The following is a 20,908-nucleotide window of genomic DNA, read 5'->3' on the forward strand; positions in this document are numbered from 1 at the left end:
ATCCACTCGGTGCAGCGGTCTCAATGGCATTGAGCGATCCAGGAGCCGTTCGCGGGAAGGGTGCGAGCCCCCACCGCGGACCGGAATACCCAGGAGGCGGAGCCGCCTCCTCCTGGGGTCGGAGGCCGGGCTCCGTCCTCCGGCGGTACCGCCACGCCGCTCGGCGACCGAGGGGGAACCGTGCCGCAGTCCCAGTCCACCACGTCGATCTCCATGGCCCCCACCAGGCCCGTCCCGTTCGTGCGCCCGCTGCCGACGGCCACCCGCCGCCACCCGACCGCCGACCGGGGCCGGGCAGACGCGCGGGGCGAATGGCTGCGCTTCGCCCCCGTCCAACCCCTGTTCCGCGCCCGCGCCGCACAACGCCTCGCCGTCCTCGCCTACCACGGCGTCACCGACCACCGGTCCTTCGGCGCCCAGCTCGACCGGCTCCGAAGACTCGCCACCCCGGTCTCGCTCACCGCCGTCCTCCAAGCCGTCACCGAACAGCGGCCACTGCCGCCCCGCAGCGTCCTGGTCACCTTCGACGACGCCGACCGCAGCGTCCTCACCCACGCCCTGCCCGCCCTCGACGCCCGCGGCATCCCCGCCACCGCCTTCGTCATCTCCGAGCTCATCGGCACCGAACGCCCCTTCTGGTGGCACGAGGCCGACTTCCTCGCCCGGCACGGCGGCCGTGCCCGCTCGCTCGACTGCGGGCACCCCTCCCAGTTGCTCCCCCGGCTCAAGGCCATGCCCGACCCCGACCGGCGGCGCAGCCTGCACGAGCTCCGGGTCAGCGCCGACCGCCGCCCACCCCGCCAGGAGCAGCTCACCCCCGCCGACCTGCTCGCCCTGCGCGACGGCGGCGTCGCCATCGGCAACCACACCCAGGGGCACCCCTGCCTCGGCCGCTGCGACGACGCCACCGTCCGCGCCGAGATCACCGGCGCCCACGAAGCCCTCACCCGCTGGCTCGGCGAACCCCCCACCGCCTTCGCCTACCCGGACGGCGGGCACGACCCGCGTGCCGAAACCGTCCTCCAGGAACTCGGCTACCGCCTCGGCTTCCTCTCCGACCACCGGCTCGGCCCCCGCATCCCCTCCCACCCGCTCCAGATCAGCCGCCTCCAGGTCGACTCCACCACCAGCACCCGCCGCTTCGACACCATCCTCTCCGGCCTCGAACCCGCCTACCGCCGCTGGCGCCGCCAAGCCGTCGCCTGACCGGCCGGGGCACGCAAGGGGGACGCAGGGGCACTCAAAGACATTCGGGGGCAAAAATGAGCCCCGCCGGCGATCGGCACGGTACGCCTGGGGGGCGAAATTTGGCCCCGCCTCAGCGGCCAACCACCCGCCCGTGGGGCAAACTCTTGCCCCACGGGCACAGAACGTCGGTCAGGCCGACCTCCCGCATCAGCCGCCGCAGCCGGGGCGGCGATCCAGGGGCAGCCGGCCACCACGGGGCTCCTCGACCAACCCCCGGAAGTTGGAGGGCAAAGATTTGCCCCTCAACTCATGACAGAGAACCTGCCCGCGGCTGCCCCGGATGGGGATCAGCTGCGGCGGCCTTCCGCTCGGGCTGAAGGGCGGACTGCCGGCGGGCGAAACTTGGCCCGTCGGCGGTGAGGGTGGCGGTCACGCCGGCAGCGTGCTGCGCATCAGGGCGGCGAGGGTGCGCCCCTGGGGGTAGAGGAGTGCGGCCGGGGGGAGGGCGGCGGGGGCGCCGGCGTGGAGCACGGTGATGGTGCCGGCGCCGGTACGGGTGGGGTCGGTGACGCGGCGCAGGGCCTGGGCGGCGACGGCTTCGGCGGAGCCGTGCAGGGTGAGCGCCGGGGAGGCGGTGGGGGCGACGGCGGCACGGATGCGGTCGTCGACCAGTTCGTAGTGCGTGCAGCCGAGGACGATCGCCGCGGTGCCGGCGGGGGTGCGGGCGGCGGCGTCGGCGATGGCGTCGGTGATGCCGGCGTCGTCGCCGTGTTCGATGGCGTCGGCGAGGCCGGGGCAGGCGACCTCGGTCACGTCCGCGGTGCCGCCGAAGTCGCGGATCAGGCCGCGCTGGTAGGCGCTGCCGGTGGTGGCCGGGGTGGCCCAGATGGCGACGGAGCCGCCGAGGGCGGCGGCGGGCTTGATCGCCGGGACGGTGCCGACGACGGGCAGCCCGGGTTCGAGTTCGGCCCGGAGGGTGGCGAGCGCGTGCACGGAGGCGGTGTTGCAGGCGATGACCAGCGCGTCCGGTTCGAGCTCCGCGGCGGCGAGCGAGCAGCCTCGGGCGAGGTCGGTGACCTCCTCGGGCGTGCGCGGCCCCCAGGGCATCGAGGCCGGGTCGGAGGAGAGCACCAGATCGACGTCCGGGCGCAGCTTCCGAAGGGCGGCGGCGGCGGCCAGCAGGCCGATTCCGGAGTCCATCAGTGCGATCTTCACGGGGCAAGACTTTAGTCGATCCGCCCGATCCGGCCGGTTCTGCGGCAAACTGCGGGAGTGACCGTCCTGTTGTGGATCGCCGCGTTCTCCCTGCTGGTCTGGCTCTGGTTGGCGTGCTGCCACGGGCTGTTCTGGCGCACCGACGTGCGGCTTCCGCCGCGCCGTCCGCCGGTGCGCTGGCCGCGGGCGGTGGTGGTGGTGCCGGCCCGGGACGAGGCGCAGGTGCTGCCGGTGAGCCTGCCGACGCTGCTGGCGCAGAAGTACCCGGGGCGGGCGCGGGTGATCCTGGTGGACGACCACAGTTCGGACGGCACGGGCGCGGTGGCGGCGGAGCTGCGGACGATGGACGGGCTGGAGCTGACCGTCACGACTCCTCCCCCGCTGCCCCCGGGGTGGACGGGCAAGTTGTGGGCCCTGCGGCACGGGGTGGAGCTGGCCGGTCCGGACGTCGAGTACCTGCTGCTGACGGACGCGGACATCGCGCACGGGCCGGACTCGCTGGCGGAGCTGGTGGCCGCGGCGGAGAGCAACGGGCTGGACCTGGTGTCGCAGATGGCCCGGCTGCGGGTGGAGACCGGCTGGGAGCGGCTGATCGTGCCGGCCTTCGTCTACTTCTTCGCGCAGCTGTACCCGTTCCGCCGGAGCAACCGGCCCGGTGGACGGACGGCGGCCGCGGCGGGCGGCTGCTCGCTGGTGCGGCGGGAGGCGCTGGAGCGGGCCGGCGGGGTGGCCGCGATCCGGGGCGCGGTGATCGACGACGTGTCGCTGGCGCGGGCGGTGAAGTCCTCGGGCGGGCGGACCTGGCTGGGGCTGGCCGGGGCGGTGGACAGCGTCCGGCCGTACCCGCGGCTGGAGCAGTTGTGGCGGATGGTGTCGCGCAGCGCCTACGCCCAGTTGCGGCATTCGCCGCTGCTGCTGCTCGGGACGGTGCTGGGGCTGGGGCTGGTGTACCTGGTGCCGCCGGTGGCCGTGGCGGCCGGGCTGGTCGCGGGGGCGCCGGCGGTGGCGGTGGCGGGCGGGGCGGCCTGGGCGCTGATGGCGGGCACCTACCTGCCGATGGTGCGGTACTACCGGCAGCCGGCGCCGGCCGTGCTGCTGCTGCCCTTCACGGCGGGGCTGTACCTGCTGATGACGGTGGACTCGGCGGTGCAGCACTGGCGGGGCCGGGGCGCGGCGTGGAAGGGCCGGACGTACTCACGGGCCTGAGCGTGCCGGGGCCCGAATTCGCGGGCGCGGCAGTCCGGTCGGCTCCATACTGCTCGGATGGACCGTCAGAGGATCTCCCGTCTCGCCCATGCCCACCACCCGATCGCGGCGCCGCTGACGGACGAGTCGGTGGCCCTGCTGCTGGAGCGCGCGACCGCCGGGGCGGCGGACGGCCGGGCGCTGGACCTCGGCTGCGGCGAGGGGGCGTGGCTGGTCCGGGCGCTGGCGGCGCGTCCGCGCTGGCGGGCGGTGGGGGTGGATCTGGACGCGGCGGCGCTGACCCGGGCCAGGGAGGCGGCGACCGCGCTCGGCGTGGTGCGCCGGATCGGCCTGCACCACGTGGACGCACGGCAGTTCAGCTCGGTCGAGCCCTTCGACCTGGTGCTGTGCGTGGGTGCCACCCACGCCTTCGGCGGGCTGCTGCCGACGCTGGCGGCGGCCCGCGAGCACCTGGCCCCGGGCGGGCGGGTGCTGGTCGGCGAGGGCTTCTGGGAGCGGGAGCCGTCCCGGGCGGCCCTGGACGGGCTGGGCGCGGCCCGGGACGACTACGCGGACCTGGCGACCACCACGGACCGGGTGCTGGCGGACGGCTGGACACCGGTGTCCGGGTACGTGAGCAGCCGGCAGGAGTGGGACGACTACGAGTTCGCGTGGACGGGCACGCTGGCCGAGTGGGCGCTGGAGCACCCGGACGACCCCGACGCGGCGGCCGCCCGGGAGGCCGCGGACCGGCACCGGCGGGAGTGGCTGCACGGCTACCGGGGGACGCTCGGCTTCGTGACGTACCTGCTGCGCCGGGACTGACCGCCCGGCGGGGCGGGCCGCCGGAGGGCTGTTCGGTCCCGGCCCGCGGCGGGCTCAGTGCCCGCGCAACTGCTCCTGCTGGACCAGGTAGTCCAGCACCTCGGGCATCGCCTCGACGCCGCCGGCCTTGCTCGGCGAAGTCCGGTACTCGCCCTGGACGACCACCGTCGGCAGCTCGTTGACGCCGTAGCGGACGAACTCGACGGCGGCCTCGTCGACCGACCGCGCCACCTCGTCGGAGCGGTACGTCCGGCGGAAGAGCTGCGCGTCCACGCCGTGGCGCACCGCCCAGTCGGTGGCGGTGGCCTCGGTGGTGAGGTCGGTCTGGTCGGTGTGCACCGAGCGGAAGACGCTGCTCTGCAGACGCTCGACCAGGCCCAGGCGCTCCAGCGTGTAGTACAGGCGCGCGTGGCCGCGCTGGGCGCCCTCGTCCGGGCTGCCCGGCCAGATCGCCGGGACGCGCCGCAGGGCGACGTCCGCGCGGTGCTTCTCGGCCCAGGCCTGCAAGGGCTGTTCGAGCTGCTGGGAGTGGACGCAGTCGTACCAGAAGAACTCGGCCGCCTCCGTGCGGACGCTCTCGCGCACCGGCTGCGGATGGTCGAGCTTGACGAACTGGGATCCCTCGGAGGGGGGTTGGTGACTCACCGCGCCTGCCTGGAGGGGGGACACGGCGATCCCGGCGGCGATGGCGAACAGGACGGTGGACCGCAGCAGCGACTTCGAGTTCACACCGGGCAGTGTGCTGGCGGCGGTTCGTTACCGTCGAGTTCGGCCGGGCGCGCTGGCCCGGATTCGCCCGATCGGCCCAGCCCGGCGCCCGGCCCGGCGCGCGACTCGACGCCCGGCCCGGCCCGCCACCGCGGGTCTGTCACGGACCGGTGCGCACCCCCGGGCCACCCCCCGCCCACACCTCGGCGACCAGCCCCTGCCAGGCGTCCACCACGGCGCCGAGCTCGAAGTGCTCCAACGCGTGCGCCCGGGCGGCCGCGCCGAGGCCCGCACGGTTGCACGCCAGCACCTTGGCCAGCGCCTCGGCGAGGGCGAGCGGGTCCCCGGGGGCGACGAGCGCGCCGGTGGCACCGTCCCGGACCACCTCGCGCACCCACCCGACGTCGGTGGCGACGGCGGGCACGCCGGCCAGCGCGGCCTCGATCAGCGCGCCGGGCACGCCCTCGCTGTCGCTGGTGAGCAGCAGCGCGTCGGCGGCCCGGTAGAGCGGCGCCGGGTCGGGCAGGGCGCCGAGGAAGTGAGCGCGGGCGGCGGCCGGGTGGCGGGCCAGCGTCTCGCGCAGCGGGCCGTCCCCGGCGATGGCCAGCCGGACGTCCGGCAGCCGGTCCAGGACGTCGAGGGCGAGGTCGAGCCGCTTCTCCGGGGAGATCGCGCCGATCCAGGCGACCAGCAGGACGTCGGCGGGCAGGCCGAGCGCGTGCCGGGCGGCGCGCCGGTCGGCCCGGCCGTCGGCGGGCGGATAGCTCTCGGCGGCCCGGGAGTTGGAGATCACGTGGACCTTGCCGTCGGGCAGCCGGAACTGCCCCTCCAGGACGGCGCGGGCCTCGTCGGTGAGCGTGGTGACGGCTGCCGCGCGGTGCATCAGCGCGCCGCCGCGCACCCGGCGCAGCCGGTTCGCCGTCCAGTAGCGGGGGTGGCCGACGGAGACGTAGACGAAGGGGGTGCGGGTGCCGGCCAGGGCGAGGGCGCAGGCCGCCAGGGTGTCGGAGCCGTGGGCGAGGACCACGTCGGCGCCGCGGGCGGCCGCGCGCAGCGCCCGCAGGGTGCCGGGGCGCAGGCGGCCGGAGCCGAGGACGGCGGCGCGTAAGTCCTCCTCGTCGGCGCAGGCGCCGGGGTGCGGGTCGGGCTGCCGGTCGAGCCCGTCGGGGCGGGCGCCCGGACCGGCGCCGGCGCGAACTCCGGTGCGGTCCGCGGCGCGGGGCCCGGGGAGGGCGGGCCCGGCGGCCGGGTGCGGGGCGAGGGCGCACAGCGCGGAGGCCTGGCCCCGGCGGCGCAGTTCCCGGTGGAGGTCACGGGCGAAGTTCTGGGCGCCGCCGCGGCGTGGATCACTGATCAGGTGCAGGACGCGGGGACGGGTTCCGGCCGGGTCGGCCGACGTATGGTCGGGCATGGACCGACCTTGGCACAGCGCCCCGCGCCGTACAGCCCCTTCGCGCAACCTGGTGGTGGCCCGTGCGCCCGCGTGAATACACCTGATGTGCGCTGCTCGACTGCGGCCGTGCGCCGGTTGCTCCCGTCGTGCGCCCTGTTCCGCCCCCTCTCGCCCTGCCTCGCCCCGCCTCGCCTCGCCGCACCCCGGCGTCCGACCCCGGCCGCCGTACGGCTGGCGGGCCTGACGGCCACCTGCGATGCTGATCACCAGTCAGGGGGCGTCCGGCACGGGAGAACGGACGCGCCCGCAGCGGGCGGGGGTGGCCGGTGCAGGTGCTTCTGGTGGTCGACAGTGTGAACCGGGCCGGCGGGGCGGAGCGCGCCCTGGTCTCGATGGCTCCCCAACTGGTGCGCGCCGGCGTCACGTTGGACGTCGCCTACCTCTACGACTCCCCCGGCGGCTGGCAGCCGGAGCTGACCGCGGCGGGCGCCGCCGTGTTCGGCGTCGGCCGACCGACCGGGGCCGCCACCGCCGCCGCGCTGCGCCGGCTGATCCGCGAACGCCGGCCCGATCTCGTCCACACCGCCCGCCACGCCTCGGACGTGCTCGGCCGGGCCGCCGCCCTGGCCGCCCGCACCCCGGTGGTTTCCAGCCTGCTCGACCCCGCGTACGGACCGGAGCAGTCGGCGGCGCACGGGGCGAGCCCCTGGCGGATGCGCACCGCGCAGGCCCTGGACGCGGCCACCGCCCAGGGCGCCCGCCGCTTCCACGCGCTCACCCGGCACGTGGCCGGCACGATGGCGCGGCGGCTGCGCATCCCCCGGCGGCGGATCGACGTGGTGCCGCGCGGGCTCGACCCGGAGCTGCTGGGCACGGCCACCCCGGAGCGGCGGGCCGCCGTGCGCGGTGCCCTGGAGCTGGCGCAGGACGTGCCGGTGGTGCTGGCCGCCGCCGGCCAGCACCACCGGAAGGGCCTGGACGTGCTGTTGGCGGCCTGGCCGACGGTCCGGCGCGCGCAGCCGGGGGCCGTCCTGCTGCTCGCCGGCGCGGCGGGCCCGGAGAGCGCACGGCTGCGGGCGCTCGCCGAGTCCGCCGGGAGCGTCCGCCTGCTCGGGCCGCGCGAGGACGTGGCCGATCTGATGGCCGCTGCCGACGTGCTCGCCGTGCCGTCCCGCTGGGCGGGCCAGGGCGGCACGGCGATCGAGGCGATGGGCGTCGGGGTGCCGCTGGTCTGCGCGGACGTGCCGGCGTTGCGCGAGACGGTCGGCTCGGAGGACTACGCCCGGCTGGTGGCACCGGAGCGGCCGGCCGAACTGGCGGCGGCGGTCGTCGACACGCTGGACGACCGGGCGGCGGCGCGGGTGCGGGCGAAGGCCGCGCGGGCGCGGTTCCTGGCCTCGTTCACGCTGTCCCAGGTGTCCGCGCACATGGTCGAGTTCTACGAGCGCGCGCTGCGGGTGCGGCCGCTCTGACCCCTCCGGCCCGGCGACGGCCGGATCGACCCGTACGCGGAGCGCCCGGGCTCCGCCCGGAACCGGCCGGCGAGTCCTGCGGCCCGTTACGCGGATCGGGTGAACGCGGTTGGACCTCGGCCCGGCCCGGTCGGCAGGATGTCCGGCCGGGGCGCCCGTCACGCTGCCTCATCTCCCCCTTCCCCGTACGGATTTGGAGTCACCCGGTGTTCAAGGGATTCCGCAGCTTCCTGCTGCGCGGCAACGTGGTGGACCTCGCAGTCGGCATCGTGATCGGCGCGGCCTTCACCGCCGTGGTCACCGGGTTCGTCACCGCCTTCCTCACCCCGCTCATCGGGGTCGCCACCGGCGCCGTCGGCGACTTCACCCAGAAGACCTTCGAGGTGGCCGGCGCCCGGTTCCCGTACGGGGTCTTCGTCAACGCGCTGATCGGGTTCGTGCTGGTCGCCGCGGTGATCTACTTCGCCGTGGTGCTGCCGGTCGGCAAGCTGCAGGCGCGCTTCGAGTCGGCCAAGCCGGCGCCGGTCGTGAAGGTCGACTGCCCGGAGTGCCTGAGCCCGATTCCGGCCGCGGCGACCCGCTGCTCCTTCTGCACCTCGGAGGTCTCGGGCCGGCCGGGTCTCCCGGCGCAGGCGCAGGCGTTGCAGGCGAGCTGACCACGGGCCCGAGGCCGCTGACGGGGACTTTATTCCCGAAACATTCACGAGCCCTCGTCGGACCGTCGGCGGGGGCTCGAATGCGCCGGCGCACGCCCTGTCCGCAAAAGTTTCTCCGGCAGGCCCCGAACCGTCCACCGCCCGGTCACCGCAAGGGTTCGCCGCGCCGCCGTCCGGGTACTGTTCGATCACTGACGGCACGCCAAGGTTGTCCGGAACTGAACGCCGGTATGTCCGTTCTTCCTACTTTCGAAACCTTTGTGCGAGCGAAGACTGTGTAAACAGTCGAACTGCTCCCCCTCCCGCTCTCCTCAGCAGGCGCGTTGTGGGCTTACCGTATGCCCCATGACCTCGCCCCGCTCCTACGACGGAGTCGGCTACCCCTCTCCGTCCTTCTCCTCCGGCACGCCGATCTACGACAGCCTCGTGGCTGAGCGCGGCGTCCCCCAGATCGCACCCATCAACGTGCCGGCGGCCCTGCCGCCGGCCATGTCGTCCGGTTACGGGGCCAGCGCCGGCCCGTCCTACGAGAACCGGTACGGCAACGGGTACGAGAGCGCCGGCAGCAACCTCCCCGCGCTGCCGCCCGCCCGCCTCGCCCTGGGCCCCGGCCCGAGCAGCGGCCCCTCCGCCGGTCCCGCCACGGCGTACATCCCCGCGCAGCCAGCGCCGGCGTACGCCTCCGCGCCCCAGCCGCCCGTCCCCGGCTACGGCGCCCCCCAGCAGTACCAGCGGCCGCAGCCCGCCGCACCGGCCTTCGCACAGACCGCCAGCGGCGGCTACCAGCCGACCGGCGGCCAGAGCTTCGGCGGCCAGAACACCTTCATCGGCGGCCAGGGCGGTCAGCAGTCCTTCGGCGCGCAGCCGATCGGCGGTCCGGGCGCGTTCGGCCCCGGGCAGCCGGGCGGCCAGCCGCAGGCCGGTCCGCAGAGCTTCGGCGGCCAGCAGTCCTTCGGCGGCCCCGGCCCGGCCGGCCCCGGCTTCCAGGGCCAGGGCGGTGACCAGGGCTTCGGCGGCGCCCAGCTGCGCCCGGCCATGGCGCCGGTCCGCCCGATGCAGCCGCAGCGCCCGGGCCCGTACGGCGAGCCCGGCAACAGCGCCTACAACGCGGGGGGCCAGCAGGGCGGCTACCAGCAGCAGGGCCAGGGCTACTGAGCCACTGACCTCCAGGGCCGGACCCCACCCGGCCCGCACCCGCACCACCTGAGCACCACCCGGCGCGCTCCCCGCGCCGGGCGTACGGAGAAACGGGTCATCCACGGACCGCCCGGAACGCCCCCCACGGCGTCCCGGGCGGTCCGTGCGCGTACGGGGCTCCTGCGGACCGCCGGGAACCGGCTGGCAGGATGGGGGGATGCAGCTCACCGGACTCCACGTCTACCCCGTCAAGTCCATGTACCGCCTGAGCCCGGACACCGCCGCCGTCGAACCCTGGGGCCTGGCCGGAGACCGCCGCTGGATGCTCGCCGACGCCACCGGACGCTTCGTCAGCCAGCGCGAGAACGCCGCCCTCGGCCAGATCAGGCCCGACCTGCTGCCCGACGGCGCGCTCTCCCTCACCGCCCCCGGCGGCTCCCGGATCGAGGTCCCCGCGCCCGCCGTCGCGGCCGGCGACCCGCTCGCCGAGGTCGAGGTCTGGGGCACCCGCTTCCGCGCCGCCGAGGCCGCCAAGGAGGTGCACCGGTGGATCGTCGAACACCTCGGCGACTACCGCCTGGTCCACCTGGACGACCCGCGCGCCCGGCCGGCCGACCCCGACTACGCCGAGCCCGGCACCACCGTCTCGATGGCCGACGGCTTCCCCCTGCTGCTCACCACCACCGCCTCGCTGGAGCGGCTCAACGAGCTGATCGCCGCCGAGCACCCCGACGGCCACGAGCCGCTGCCGATGGAGCGCTTCCGCCCCAACGCCGTGGTGGGCGGCGCCGAGCCGTGGGCCGAGGACGGCTGGCGCCGGATCCGGATCGGCGACCTCACCTTCAAGGTGGTCAAGCCCTGCGGCCGCTGCGTCATCACCACCACCGACCAGGAGAGCGGCGAGCGGCGCGGCCCCGAACCGCTGCGCACCCTGGCCCGGCACCACCGGCTGCTGAAGAAGGCCGCGTTCGGGCAGAACCTGATCCCGGAACGGCCGGCCGGCACCACCGGCGACGTGCTCGGCACGCTGCGCGTCGGCGACCGGGTCGAGGTGCTGGAGGACGGGGCGCAGTGGCCCGCCGACGCGCGGGGGTGAACCGGCGGCGCGCCGGTTCACCGGCTCCCCCGGCCGCCCCCGCGGCGCGACCCCGGCTCGGAACCACGGGTGTGCGCGCTCGTTGAACATGTGGTCGGAACCTGTGGCGAAGGCGCGAGCCCCCGGTGCCCGCGCGACCGCGGCCGACCGGACCACCCGTGGAGGCGCGCTACGGTGGGCGGGCGGCCCGCGCGTACGGCCCGTTGAACGCCGGCTCGACGAAGGTGGGGACGACAGACCGTCATGGCAGAGCACAGGGTCCGGGTCACCCAGGACAGCGCATCCCGCTGGCGCCGCCGCGCAGGCGAGTACGACACCCTCGCGGAGGCCCTCGCGGCCGCCGAACCGGGCGACACCGTGACCGTCCGGCCGGGGACGTTCCGGGAGAACGTGCTGCTGGACAAGCCCGTGACGATCGTCCCGGCCCAGGGCCCGGGCACCGTCCGGATCGACCCGCCGTCCGGAGTGGCGCTGACCGTCACCGCCGACGCCACCGTCCGCGACCTCGTCGTCGAAGGCGGCGACAGCTCCACCCCGGCCGTCCTGATCACCGGGCCGCAGACCGCGCCCGCGCTCAGCGGCTGCCGGATCGAGACCCGCTCCGCCACCGGCATCGAGATCACCGACGGCGCCCGGCCCACCCTGCGCGGCTGCGTCGTGGCCAACCCGGCCGGACTCGGGCTGCGCCTGCGCGGCCCCGGCACCGCCGCCGCCCTGGAGGACTGCGAGGTCGCCGCCGCCGGGCAGGCCGGACTCGCCGTCCTCGGCGGCGCCACCGCCGCCCTCGACCGCTGCCGGATCCACCACGCCGCCGGCGCCGGCGTCCTGCTCTCCGACCCTGGCAGCGCCGCCGAACTGACCGGCTGCGAGATCTACGAGATCCGCGGCAGCGGCGTCCAGGCCGAGTCGCAGGCCCGCGGGCGGCTCGTCGACTGCGAGATCCACCGGGTCACCGGCAACGGGCTGACCCTGGACGGCGAGGCCGAACTCGTCCTCACCGGCTGCCGGGTGCACGACCTGCCGGAGAACGGCGCCGACCTGCGCGGCCGCTCCCGGCTCAGCCTCGACCACAGCACCGTCCGGGACTTCGGGCGCGGGGCGCTCTCGGTCTGGGACCAGGGCACCGAGGCCGTCGCCGAGTCCTGCCAGATCCACGGCTCCACCGGCGAGTACCCGGCGCTGTGGGTCAGCGACGGTGCCCGGCTCACCCTCACCGACTGCTCGCTGTACGACCTGCCGGACGCGCTGTTCGTCCTCGACCGGGACTCCGCCGCGATCGCCGCGGACTGCTCCTTCAGCCGGATCCGCAGCTCGGCGGTCTCGGTCAGCGGCGGCGCGGCGGTGACCCTCACCGGCTGCCGGGTCCAGGAGGCCGGCACCGGCCTGTGGTTCCGCGACCACGGCAGCGGCGGCCTGCTCACCGGCTGCGAGATCTCCGACGTGGCCACCGGGGTGATCGTCACCAAGGGCGCCGACCCGGTGCTGCGCGACTGCACCGTCCGGGCCAGCACCGACGCCGGCGTGTACGTCTCGGCGCAGGGGCGGGGCACCTTCGAGGACTGCCGGGTCTCGCACGGCAAGGGCTTCGGCTTCCACATCATCGACGGCTGCCGCACCCAGCTGACCCGCTGCCGGGCCGAACAGAACGAGCGGGCCGGCTTCGAGTTCTCCGAGCCCGGGCCGGTCGCCGAGGGCTGCACCTCGGACGACGTCGGACCGGCGGCCGGCGCGGCCGAGGTACCGGGCCCGCGGACCGCCCAACTGGCCTCCGCCACCGCCCCGTTGGCCGGGAGGGCCGGTGTGGGCGGGATGGCCGGCACCGCCGTCGCGACGTCCGCTGCGGCTGCCGCCACCTCGGCGATCGCCCCGATCCCGGACTGCCGGCCCGCCGACGAGGCGCTCGCCGAACTGGACGCACTGGTCGGGCTGGCCACCGTCAAGCAGGAGGTGCGCACGCTCATCGACCTGATCTCCGTCGGCAAGCGCCGCCGCCAGGCCGGGCTCAAGGCGCCCTCGCTGCGCCGGCACCTGGTGTTCACCGGCGCCCCCGGCACCGGCAAGACCACCGTCGCCCGGCTCTACGGCGAGATCCTCGCCTCGCTCGGGGTGCTCCAGCGCGGACACCTGGTCGAGGTGGCCCGGGTCGACCTGGTCGGCGAGCACGTCGGCTCCACCGCGATCCGCACCGCCGCGGCCTTCGACAGCGCGCGCGGCGGGGTGCTCTTCATCGACGAGGCGTACGCGCTCGCCCCCGAGGACGGCGCGCGCGACTTCGGGCGGGAGGCCATCGACACCCTGGTCAAGCTGATGGAGGACCACCGGGACGAAGTGGTCGTCATCGTGGCCGGCTACACCCTGGAGATGAAGCGCTTCCTCTCCGCCAACCCCGGTGTCTCGTCCCGCTTCTCACGCACCATCACCTTTCCCGACTACACGGCGGACGAGCTGCTGGAGATCGCCCGGGCCCAGTGCGCCGAGCACGAGTACGCGCTCGCGGAGGCGACCGAGGGCGTGCTGCTGGACCACTTCGCCCGGCTGGAGCGCGGCCCCAACTTCGGCAACGGGCGCACCGCACGGCAGGTCTTCGAGACCATGGTCGAGCGGCACGCGATGCGGGTCGCCCACCTCGCGGACCCGTCGACGGAGGAGCTCCAACTCCTCGTCCCGGCCGACCTGCCGGGCGCACCGCTGCCCTGACGCCGGGGACTCGGCGCCGTGGCGTCGGGCGGGCGGGCGACGACCTCGGCGCCGGGCGGGCGACGACCTCGGCGTCAGCCCGACCAGGCGCCGCCGGCGAGGAAGGACTCCAGCACGGCCCGGTACGGCGCGATGTCGATCCGCTCGCCGGCCAGCCAGTCGTCCGAGTAGTACTTGTCCAGGTAGCGGTCGCCCGGGTCGCAGATCAGACCGACCACGCTGCCCCGCCGCCCCGCCGCCCGCATCTCGGCGACGATCTTCAGCGCGCTCCACAGACCCGTCCCGGTGGACGCTCCCGCCTTCTTCCCGAGCACCTGCTCCAGCACCCGCACGGCGGCGACGGAGGCGGCGTCCGGCACCTTCATCATCCGGTCGATCGCCCCCGGGACGAAGCTCGGCTCCATCCGGGGCCGTCCGATGCCCTCGATCCGCGAGCCCCGCTCGCAGACGGCGTCCGGGTCGTGGTGCACCCAGCCGTCGAAGAAACAGGAGTTCTCCGGGTCGGCGACGCAGATCCGGGTGTCGTACTGCATGTAGTGCACGTACCGGGCGATGGTCGCCGAGGTGCCGCCCGTCCCGGCGGTGGCGACGATCCAGGCCGGCTCGGGGTGCGGCTCCAGGCGCAGCTGGGCGAAGACCGACTCGGCGATGTTGTTGTTGCCGCGCCAGTCGGTGGCCCGCTCGGCGTAGGTGAACTGGTCCATGTAGTGCCCGCCGGTGCTCTCGGCGAGCCGGGCGGAGGCCTCGTACACCTCGTCCGAGCGGTCGACCAGGTGGCACTCGCCGCCGTGGAACTCGATCAGGTCGATCTTGGCCTGGCTGGTGCTCTTGGCCATGACCGCGATGAACGGCACCCCGACGAGCTGCGCGAAGTACGCCTCCGAGACGGCGGTGGAGCCGCTGGAGGCCTCGATCACCGGCTTGCCGGGGCGGATCCAGCCGTTGCAGAGCCCGTGGAGGAAGAGCGAGCGGGCCAGGCGGTGCTTGAGCGAGCCGGTCGGGTGGGTGGACTCGTCCTTGAGGTAGAGGTCGATCCCCCACTCACCCGGCAGCGGGAAGCGCAGCAGGTGGGTGTCGGCGGAGCGGTTGGCGTCGGCCTGGACCTTGCGCACCGCCTCCTTGAGCCAGGCGCGGTACTGCGGGTCGGTCCGGTCGACGTCGACGGTCGACTCGACGCCCGCAATCGGCTCGACGCCGACGGTCGGCTCGACGCCCGCGGTCGGCTCGATGCCGCCCGCTCCGCCGGACTGGGTCCCGCCGGGTTGGGTGCTCATGGCCACTCTCCCTCGTTACGACCCCCCACTGCTCACTACGAGTGTAGGAGAGTCACGATAAGTGACCGTTTTCGCAGTCCCAGCTTCCGCTTATCGCCCTGGTCCGACCTGTCGCCCCCAGCCCGACGCCCGGCCCCGGAATCAGCCCGCCGTCACCGACTGCGGGTCCGCCAGGTACGGCCCCCAGCCCAGCTCCGCCGCACCCGCGAGTGCACCGTGCGCCAGCTCCGCGCCGACGATCGGCACCCGTCCGCTGCGCCCCCACAGGCTGCGCTCGGCGACCACCGCGCGCAGCCGCTCGGGCGCGGCCTCCAGCAGGTCGAGGTGGAGCCCGCTGAGGACCACCCGGTCCGGGTTGAGGATGTTGGCGACGCCCGCGAGTCCGAGCCCGAGCCGGTCGATGACGTGTTCCACGGCGGCCCGCGCGCGTTCGTCGGTGGCGGCCGCCCGGCACAGCTCGCGCGCCTGGTCGAGCAGCGGGCGCCCCGGTTCGGGGGTGAGCCCGGCGGCGGCGAACAGGGCGTCGGGGTCGGTCTCGGAGTTCAGGCAGCCCCGGTTGCCGCACGGGCAGAGCCGGCCCTGCGGGTCGACGGTCAGGTGGCCGACCTCCAGGGCCAGCCCGGCGCTGCCGGTGTGCAGGTGGCCGTCGATCACCAGCGCGCCGCCGACGCCGCGATGGCCGGAGGTGACGAGGAGCAGGTGCCGGGCGCCGCGCCCGGCACCGTGCCGGTACTCGGCGAGCGCGGCGAGGTTGGCGTCGTTGGCGAGGGCGGTGGGCAGCGGCCGGCGGGCGCCCGGGCCGTGGTCGGCACGACCCACCTCGACGTCGTACAGGTCGGCGACCGGGGTGCCGCTGGGCCAGGCGAAGTGCAGGGCGGCGAGCGCGGCGCCGTCGGGTTCGGTGACCGGGTTGGGCAGGGCGAGCGCGGCGGCGAGGCAGCGCCGGCTGGTCGCGCGGGCGAGTGCGGCGCCCGCCTCGGCGACGGCGCGCAGCATCCGGACCGGGTCGGTGGCGGCGGGCAGCGGCAGGTGGACGGGCGGGTCGAGCAGCCCGCCGAGGCCGGCCAGGGTGACGCTCAGCCCGTCGGCGTGGATCTGCCCGGCGACCACGACCGGGCCTTGCGGGTCGATCGCCAGCCGGTGCGAGGGGCGTCCGCGTCCGCCGCCGGCCGGGCGCGAGTCGACGGTGATCAGCCCAAGCGCCTCCAGTTCGGCCGTGACGGCCCCGGCGGTGGCCCGGGTGACGTCCAGCGCGCGGGTGAGCGCCGAGCGGGTGGGCGTCTGTCCGGTGTGGATGAGCGAGAGCGCGGGGCCGAGCAGCGTCCGACCGCGATCGGGGGCCGCGCGGCGGTGGGCGTCGCGCTGCGCTTCGAGGTCGGTTCCGGAACCTGGTCGCGGACTTGAAGGTGAGAGCTGCACGCCCCTATTGTGACTTTGTGCCGCTTCGAAACAAAATCCGCCCGCGTCCTCGACCCGACCAGACCTCCCCCCAGTCTCGCAGCACACCCCCCGGAACGGACAGCCCCTGGGGCTCGGCACGGCTCGCGCTCACCGCGTTCTTCGCCGTCGACGGCTTCCTCTTCGCCGCCTGGGTGGTCCGCATCCCGGACATCCGCAGCCAGGTCAACGCCTCGCACAGCGCCCTCGGGCTGGCCCTGCTCTGCCTGTCGATCGGCGCCGTCCTCACCATGCCGCTCGTCGGACGGCTGTGCCTGCGGTACGGCTCGCGCCCGGTGACCGTCGGCTCGCTCGCCCTGCTCAGCCTCGCCGTCCCGCTCCCCGCACACGCCCACTCGGTCGCCGCGCTCGGCGGCGTGCTGCTGCTCTTCGGCGCCGGGTACGGCGGCGCCAACGTCGCGATGAACAGCGCCGCCGTCGACCTGGTGGCGCAACTGCGACGGCCCGTCATGCCGAGCTTCCACGCCGGGTACAGCCTCGGCGGTCTGCTCGGCGCGGGCCTCGGCGGGCTCCTCGCCGGTGCGCTGAGCACCGCCTGGGCGCTCGCGCTCGGCGGTCTGCTCGGCCTCGCCGTCACCGCCGCCGCGGGCGTCGTCCTGCTGCGCAGCCCGGCCGCGCCGCTGGTCGCGCCCGGCCGCACGGGCGACGGCGGCACCACCGGCGACACCACGAGCGACCACGGCACCCGCACCACGGCCGGCCGCCCCGCCCCGCACCTGCGGCTGCTCGTCCTGCTGCTCGGCCTCACCGCGCTGTGCACCGCGTACGGCGAGGGCGCGATCGCCGACTGGACCACCCTCCACCTCACCGACGACGTCCACGCCAGCCCCGGGACGGCCGCCGCCGGGTACGCCGCGTACGCCTTCGCCATGACCAGCGGAAGGGTCGGCGGCACCTGGCTGTCCATCCGGCTCGGCCAGACCCGGCTGATGCTGCTCGGCGGCCTGACCGCGGCGGCCGGCATGCTGGTCGCCGCCCTCGCCCCGGTGGTGCCGCTGGCCGTCTGCGGGTTCGTCCTGGCCGGCCTCGGCCTCGCCAACCTCTTCCCCCTCGCGATCGCCCGGGCCGGTGCGGCCGGAGGCCCGCAGGGCGTCGCGTTCGCCTCGACGCTCGGGTACGGCGGCATGCTGATCGGCCCGGTGGTGATCGGCTTCCTCGCCGACGCGGCGGGGCTGCCGATGGCCCTGACCACCGTCGCGGTGGCGGCCACGGCGGGGGCGCTCCTGCCGCTGGCCGTCCGTCGGCGCTGACGGGAGCGCCCGGGTCGTCGGCACGGCCGGTCCGACCGACCCCACCGCCGACGGCCCCAGGCGGCTCCCGACGCGGCCGCGCGCGGACGTGGTGGCAGGATGCGGGCCATGACGAGCAGCGGACGGATCCAGGTACTGCGGGCGGACGAGCGCCCGGCCATGGCGTGGCTCAACGGGGGCGGGGTGACCAGGGAGGTCGCCGGTTTCCCGGCCGGGGCCGGGCTGGACGCCTTCGACTGGCGGGTCAGCCTCGCGGACGTCGCGTCGGCCGGGCCGTTCTCGCCGTTCCCCGGCGTCGACCGGGTGATCACCCTGGTCGAGGGCCCCGGCATGACGCTCACCGTCGACGGCGCCGAGCACCTGGTCGACGAACCCTTCCGCCCCTTCGCCTTCTCCGGTGACGCCGTGACGGACTGTCGGCTGTCGGCCGGCCCGGTGGTCGACTTCAACGTGATGACCCGTCGCGGCCGGATCGACGGCGCCGTGGGCGTGCTGACCGCACCGGCCGCCGTGGACGTCCCGCCGGGGGCGACCGTCCTGCTGGTCTGCCTCACCGGTTCGGCCGCCGTCGACGGCGACGCGGTGCTGGAGCGCTACGACGCCGCCCTGCTGGAGGGGACCGGCCCGCGCGAGGTGCGGGTCCGGACCGGCGGGGTCACCGCCGTGGTCACGCTCCGCCCGTCGCGCTGACGCCGGGGAAGCGGGACGCACGGGCGCCCGGACACCGGAACGCCGCGGCCCGGGAGGTCTCCCTCCCGGGCCGCGGCGTTCCGACGGGTACGGATCAGCCGCAGAACACCGGTGTGGCGTGCGCCGGATCCAGGGCGTTGGTCACCAGGTGCAGCGCCGTCGGCGAGAACGCGATCGCCACGTGCTCGGCGAGCGTGATCGGGCAGTGGTTCTGCAGCACCTCGTTGTCGACGGCCGGGCCGGTCAGGAACTGGGTCCGCCACGGGGTGACGACCTCGTCGTACACGGTCGAGATCACCGTGTAGGTCACGCCCGGCACGGTGTCCGGGCGGGAGGCCATCGTGCGGTTGAAGTCGGAGCCCACCGCCTGGTCGCGGCAGGCCTGGCAGACGGTGTAGATCAGGTCCGCGACGCCGGGGAAGTACGGCACGAGCTTGGTGATCCCGTCGAGCGTCGTGCCGTGGTTGGACGGCGCCAGGCCGACCAGCCGGCCGACCTTCGCGGCGCCGCCGAGGAACTTCAGGTAGTAGTTCGGCAGCATGCCGCCCTGCGAGTGCCCGACGATGTCGACCTTGGCCGCGCCGGTCGCCTTCAGCACCAGGTCGACGAACCGCCCGAGTTGGGCGGCCGACTCGGGCACCGGGCCCAGGCCGCCGATCGGCAGCAGCAGGCCGCTGCCGCTGGAGGTGACGCCCGGGATGGTGCCGTAGTCGAGCGCGAAGACGCAGTACCCGAGGCCCTTCAGCAGCGGGGAGAGGGCGAGCCAGTTCTCGTAGCGGTTGGCGAAGGTGCCGTGCACGAGGACCACCGGATCGGGGTGCGCGGCGCTCGGGCGGCAGTTCCAGTCGTTGGCGCCGGGCGGCGAGGCCACCGAGTCACCGTCGGGCGGCAGTTCGGCGGAGGCGGCGGCGGAGGTGATGGAGCGGGCGGCGGCGGGCGCGACGGAGGGGGACGTCGCGGCGCTCGCCGGGGCGGCCGACGCGCCGGCCAGCAGCGCGCCCGCCAGGACGGTCGCGCCGATGACCCCGCCGAGCCTGCGGCGCACGGGAGTTGCGGAGAAGCGGAGAAGTGGGGTTCTCAACTGTTGCCTCCACGGCGGAAGTTTGTTACCAACAGGTAACCCGAGTGGCTCCATCATGCGGTCGCCCCTCCGGCCCGGCCCTTGGGCGTTCCCCAGACCTGGACGGTGTTCTCTGTGACCGGTCACAACGCACCCGCCGCCTCGCCCGGCCGCTCACCCGACGCCACACCCCGCTCCGAGCCGCACTCCGCGCCCACCACCACCCCCGGCCGCGTGCCCGACCGCACACCCGTCCGCGCGCCCGACCACACCGCCGACCGGACGCCCGGCTGGCGCGTCCCGGTGATCGGCGGCCGGCCCGCCGACCAGCGACTCCTGGGCGGTGTAGGCGAGTTGGCCGAGAGCGTGGTCGCCGCACTGCTGGACCGCGTGCCCGTGTACCACCGCCTGCCCCGCGAACAGCTCACCGGCGAACTCACCCGCGACACCGAGCGCCGGATCCGCGCCCTGGCCCACGCCGTCCGCACCGGACTCCCCGCCCCCGACGAGGAGTTCGCCGCCGTCCGGGAGGCCGCCGCCCGCCGCGCCGAGGAGGGCCTGCCGCTGGACGCCGTCCTGCTCGCCCACCACCTCGGGCTGGAGGTCTGCTGGGAGTTCGTCACCCGGCACGCCCGCGACGGCGACGCCGCCGACCTGCTCGTCCTCAACCGGCTGCTGCTCGACCAGCTCCGCCAGGCCACCACCGCCGCCGGCGCCGGCTACCTCGACGAACGCCGCCCGGCCGGCGACCGGCACGCAGCCGCCCGGCAGTCGCTGCTCACCGCACTGCTCGCCGGCGCCCCGGCGGACGAGGCCGCCGCCCGGGCCGGACTCCGACTACCGCCCCGGTACGCCGTCCTGTGCCTGTCCGTCGCCGACCACCCCGACGAGCACGCCCCCGGCGTCGACCCGGGCATCGCCGGCCGCCGCAAGCTCCGCCGGCTCGTCGCCGAACTCGACCACCGGACGCGGCAGTCGGCGATCACCGCGCTCACCCCCTCGGGCGGCCTCGCGCTCGTCCCGCTCGGCTCGCCCCCGCAGGCCCGGCCGGAGCGAGCGCCCGGGCGACCCGGCACGCCCGCCGAGCTCCCGTGGCAGCACCTGGCCGCCACCGTCGCCGCGGCCGCCCGGGCCGGGGGCGTCCCCGTCCTGGCCGCAGCGGCGGCCGCCGCACCTGGCGAAGTGCCGAGCGCGGCCGCGCTCGCGTACGAAGTCCTGGACGTGGCCCGCGCGTTCGACCGTCCACCCGGCCTGTACCGGCTCGACGACGTCTTGCTCGAATACCAGCTCACCCGCCCCAGCCAGGCCCGCTCCCGGCTCGCCGCACTGCTCGAACCGCTGGCCGACGGCGGCGAGTTGCTCACCACCCTGCGCACCCACCTGGCCGGCGGGCTCAACCGGCGACACACCGCGGGCGCCCTGCACCTGCACCCGAACACCGTCGACTACCGGCTGCGCCGGATCGCCGCCCTCACCGGCCTCGACCCCGCCCGCCCCGCCGACGTCCTGCGGATCACCGCCGCCATCGCCGCCCGCGCCGCCGAACAGGCCCCCGCAGTCCGCTAGGGCGTGTCCGGCCGACGACACCCGCGCCACCGGGACGG

At 75.6% G+C, this 20,908-nt stretch carries 17 protein-coding genes; 11 read left to right on the forward strand and 6 right to left on the reverse strand.

Features of this window, described 5'->3' with window-relative positions; translation table 11 throughout:
• Nucleotides 1–180: 180 nt before the first annotated feature.
• Complete coding sequence (locus ACIP37_RS31365; protein WP_363624803.1) at nucleotides 181–1,206, forward strand: polysaccharide deacetylase family protein; 1,026 nt, start codon at nucleotides 181–183, stop codon at nucleotides 1,204–1,206.
• A 411-nt stretch (nucleotides 1,207–1,617) separates the two neighbouring features.
• On the opposite strand, the gene ACIP37_RS31370 is transcribed toward ACIP37_RS31365, so the two are convergent.
• On the reverse strand, nucleotides 1,618–2,403 hold the full coding sequence (locus ACIP37_RS31370; protein ID WP_400811650.1) for a glutamate racemase: 786 nt from the start codon (nucleotides 2,401–2,403) through the stop codon (nucleotides 1,618–1,620).
• Nucleotides 2,404–2,460: 57 nt separating this feature from the next.
• Here ACIP37_RS31370 and ACIP37_RS31375 point away from each other — a divergent pair, with 57 nt between their 5' ends.
• Complete coding sequence (locus ACIP37_RS31375; protein ID WP_400811653.1) at nucleotides 2,461–3,609, forward strand: glycosyltransferase; 1,149 nt, start codon at nucleotides 2,461–2,463, stop codon at nucleotides 3,607–3,609.
• 57 nt (nucleotides 3,610–3,666) lie between these two features.
• The gene (locus ACIP37_RS31380) at nucleotides 3,667–4,413 is read left to right on the forward strand and encodes an SAM-dependent methyltransferase (RefSeq protein WP_400811656.1); all 747 of its coding nucleotides are present in this window, start codon (nucleotides 3,667–3,669) and stop codon (nucleotides 4,411–4,413) included.
• A 54-nt stretch (nucleotides 4,414–4,467) separates the two neighbouring features.
• On the opposite strand, the gene ACIP37_RS31385 is transcribed toward ACIP37_RS31380, so the two are convergent.
• Entirely contained in the window at nucleotides 4,468–5,142 is a 675-nt protein-coding gene (locus tag ACIP37_RS31385) for a thiol:disulfide interchange protein DsbA/DsbL (RefSeq protein ID WP_363586875.1), read from the reverse strand.
• 139 nt (nucleotides 5,143–5,281) lie between these two features.
• Entirely contained in the window at nucleotides 5,282–6,532 is a 1,251-nt protein-coding gene (locus ACIP37_RS31390; RefSeq protein ID WP_363586876.1) for a glycosyltransferase family 4 protein, read from the reverse strand.
• Nucleotides 6,533–6,855: 323 nt separating this feature from the next.
• On the opposite strand from ACIP37_RS31390, the gene ACIP37_RS31395 reads away from it, so the two are divergent.
• From ACIP37_RS31395 to ACIP37_RS31415, 5 genes are all read left to right on the forward strand, one after another.
• Complete coding sequence (locus tag ACIP37_RS31395) at nucleotides 6,856–7,986, forward strand: glycosyltransferase family 4 protein (protein ID WP_400811661.1); 1,131 nt, start codon at nucleotides 6,856–6,858, stop codon at nucleotides 7,984–7,986.
• A 206-nt stretch (nucleotides 7,987–8,192) separates the two neighbouring features.
• Nucleotides 8,193–8,642 (forward strand): large conductance mechanosensitive channel protein MscL, encoded by a 450-nt coding sequence (gene mscL, locus ACIP37_RS31400; RefSeq protein ID WP_363586878.1) that lies wholly within the window; start codon nucleotides 8,193–8,195, stop codon nucleotides 8,640–8,642.
• A 345-nt stretch (nucleotides 8,643–8,987) separates the two neighbouring features.
• Nucleotides 8,988–9,797 carry a DUF6643 family protein gene (locus ACIP37_RS31405; protein WP_400811665.1) on the forward strand — a complete coding sequence of 270 codons (810 nt, stop codon included), beginning with the start codon at nucleotides 8,988–8,990 and terminating at the stop codon, nucleotides 9,795–9,797.
• 199 nt (nucleotides 9,798–9,996) lie between these two features.
• Nucleotides 9,997–10,875 carry an MOSC N-terminal beta barrel domain-containing protein gene (locus tag ACIP37_RS31410; protein ID WP_363631550.1) on the forward strand — a complete coding sequence of 293 codons (879 nt, stop codon included), beginning with the start codon at nucleotides 9,997–9,999 and terminating at the stop codon, nucleotides 10,873–10,875.
• Nucleotides 10,876–11,118: 243 nt separating this feature from the next.
• The gene (locus tag ACIP37_RS31415) at nucleotides 11,119–13,572 is read left to right on the forward strand and encodes a right-handed parallel beta-helix repeat-containing protein (RefSeq protein WP_400811669.1); all 2,454 of its coding nucleotides are present in this window, start codon (nucleotides 11,119–11,121) and stop codon (nucleotides 13,570–13,572) included.
• Between the two features lie 74 nt (nucleotides 13,573–13,646).
• Here the strand turns inward: ACIP37_RS31415 and ACIP37_RS31420 are convergent, their stop codons facing one another.
• Nucleotides 13,647–14,846 carry a PLP-dependent cysteine synthase family protein gene (locus ACIP37_RS31420; protein WP_400811672.1) on the reverse strand — a complete coding sequence of 400 codons (1,200 nt, stop codon included), beginning with the start codon at nucleotides 14,844–14,846 and terminating at the stop codon, nucleotides 13,647–13,649.
• A 141-nt stretch (nucleotides 14,847–14,987) separates the two neighbouring features.
• Entirely contained in the window at nucleotides 14,988–16,166 is a 1,179-nt protein-coding gene (locus ACIP37_RS31425; RefSeq protein WP_400844899.1) for an ROK family protein, read from the reverse strand.
• A gap of 116 nt (nucleotides 16,167–16,282) precedes the next feature.
• Here ACIP37_RS31425 and ACIP37_RS31430 point away from each other — a divergent pair, with 116 nt between their 5' ends.
• Together ACIP37_RS31430 and ACIP37_RS31435 are read left to right on the forward strand one after the other, a co-directional pair.
• Complete coding sequence (locus tag ACIP37_RS31430) at nucleotides 16,283–17,554, forward strand: MFS transporter (protein ID WP_400811675.1); 1,272 nt, start codon at nucleotides 16,283–16,285, stop codon at nucleotides 17,552–17,554.
• Nucleotides 17,555–17,662: 108 nt separating this feature from the next.
• Nucleotides 17,663–18,244 carry a HutD family protein gene (locus ACIP37_RS31435; protein WP_400811678.1) on the forward strand — a complete coding sequence of 194 codons (582 nt, stop codon included), beginning with the start codon at nucleotides 17,663–17,665 and terminating at the stop codon, nucleotides 18,242–18,244.
• Between the two features lie 94 nt (nucleotides 18,245–18,338).
• On the opposite strand, the gene ACIP37_RS31440 is transcribed toward ACIP37_RS31435, so the two are convergent.
• The gene (locus tag ACIP37_RS31440; protein WP_400811681.1) at nucleotides 18,339–19,325 is read right to left on the reverse strand and encodes an esterase/lipase family protein; all 987 of its coding nucleotides are present in this window, start codon (nucleotides 19,323–19,325) and stop codon (nucleotides 18,339–18,341) included.
• 114 nt (nucleotides 19,326–19,439) lie between these two features.
• Here ACIP37_RS31440 and ACIP37_RS31445 point away from each other — a divergent pair, with 114 nt between their 5' ends.
• Entirely contained in the window at nucleotides 19,440–20,870 is a 1,431-nt protein-coding gene (locus ACIP37_RS31445; RefSeq protein WP_400811685.1) for a PucR family transcriptional regulator, read from the forward strand.
• The last annotated feature ends 38 nt before the right edge of the window (nucleotides 20,871–20,908 follow it).

The organism is Kitasatospora sp. NPDC088861, from assembly GCF_044750105.1.
Lineage (GTDB): Bacteria > Actinomycetota > Actinomycetes > Streptomycetales > Streptomycetaceae > Kitasatospora.

Excerpts from the sequence above, each read along its gene's own strand:
- ACIP37_RS31380 (WP_400811656.1), top strand. The coding sequence starts at position 3,667 with ATGGACCGTCAGAGGATCTCCCGTCTCGCCCATGCCCACCACCCGATC.
- ACIP37_RS31390 (WP_363586876.1), bottom strand. The coding sequence starts at position 6,532 with ATGCCCGACCATACGTCGGCCGACCCGGCCGGAACCCGTCCCCGCGTC.
- ACIP37_RS31405 (WP_400811665.1), top strand. The coding sequence starts at position 8,988 with ATGACCTCGCCCCGCTCCTACGACGGAGTCGGCTACCCCTCTCCGTCC.
- ACIP37_RS31410 (WP_363631550.1), top strand. The coding sequence starts at position 9,997 with ATGCAGCTCACCGGACTCCACGTCTACCCCGTCAAGTCCATGTACCGC.
- ACIP37_RS31415 (WP_400811669.1), top strand. The coding sequence starts at position 11,119 with ATGGCAGAGCACAGGGTCCGGGTCACCCAGGACAGCGCATCCCGCTGG.
- ACIP37_RS31420 (WP_400811672.1), bottom strand. The coding sequence starts at position 14,846 with ATGAGCACCCAACCCGGCGGGACCCAGTCCGGCGGAGCGGGCGGCATC.
- ACIP37_RS31435 (WP_400811678.1), top strand. The coding sequence starts at position 17,663 with ATGACGAGCAGCGGACGGATCCAGGTACTGCGGGCGGACGAGCGCCCG.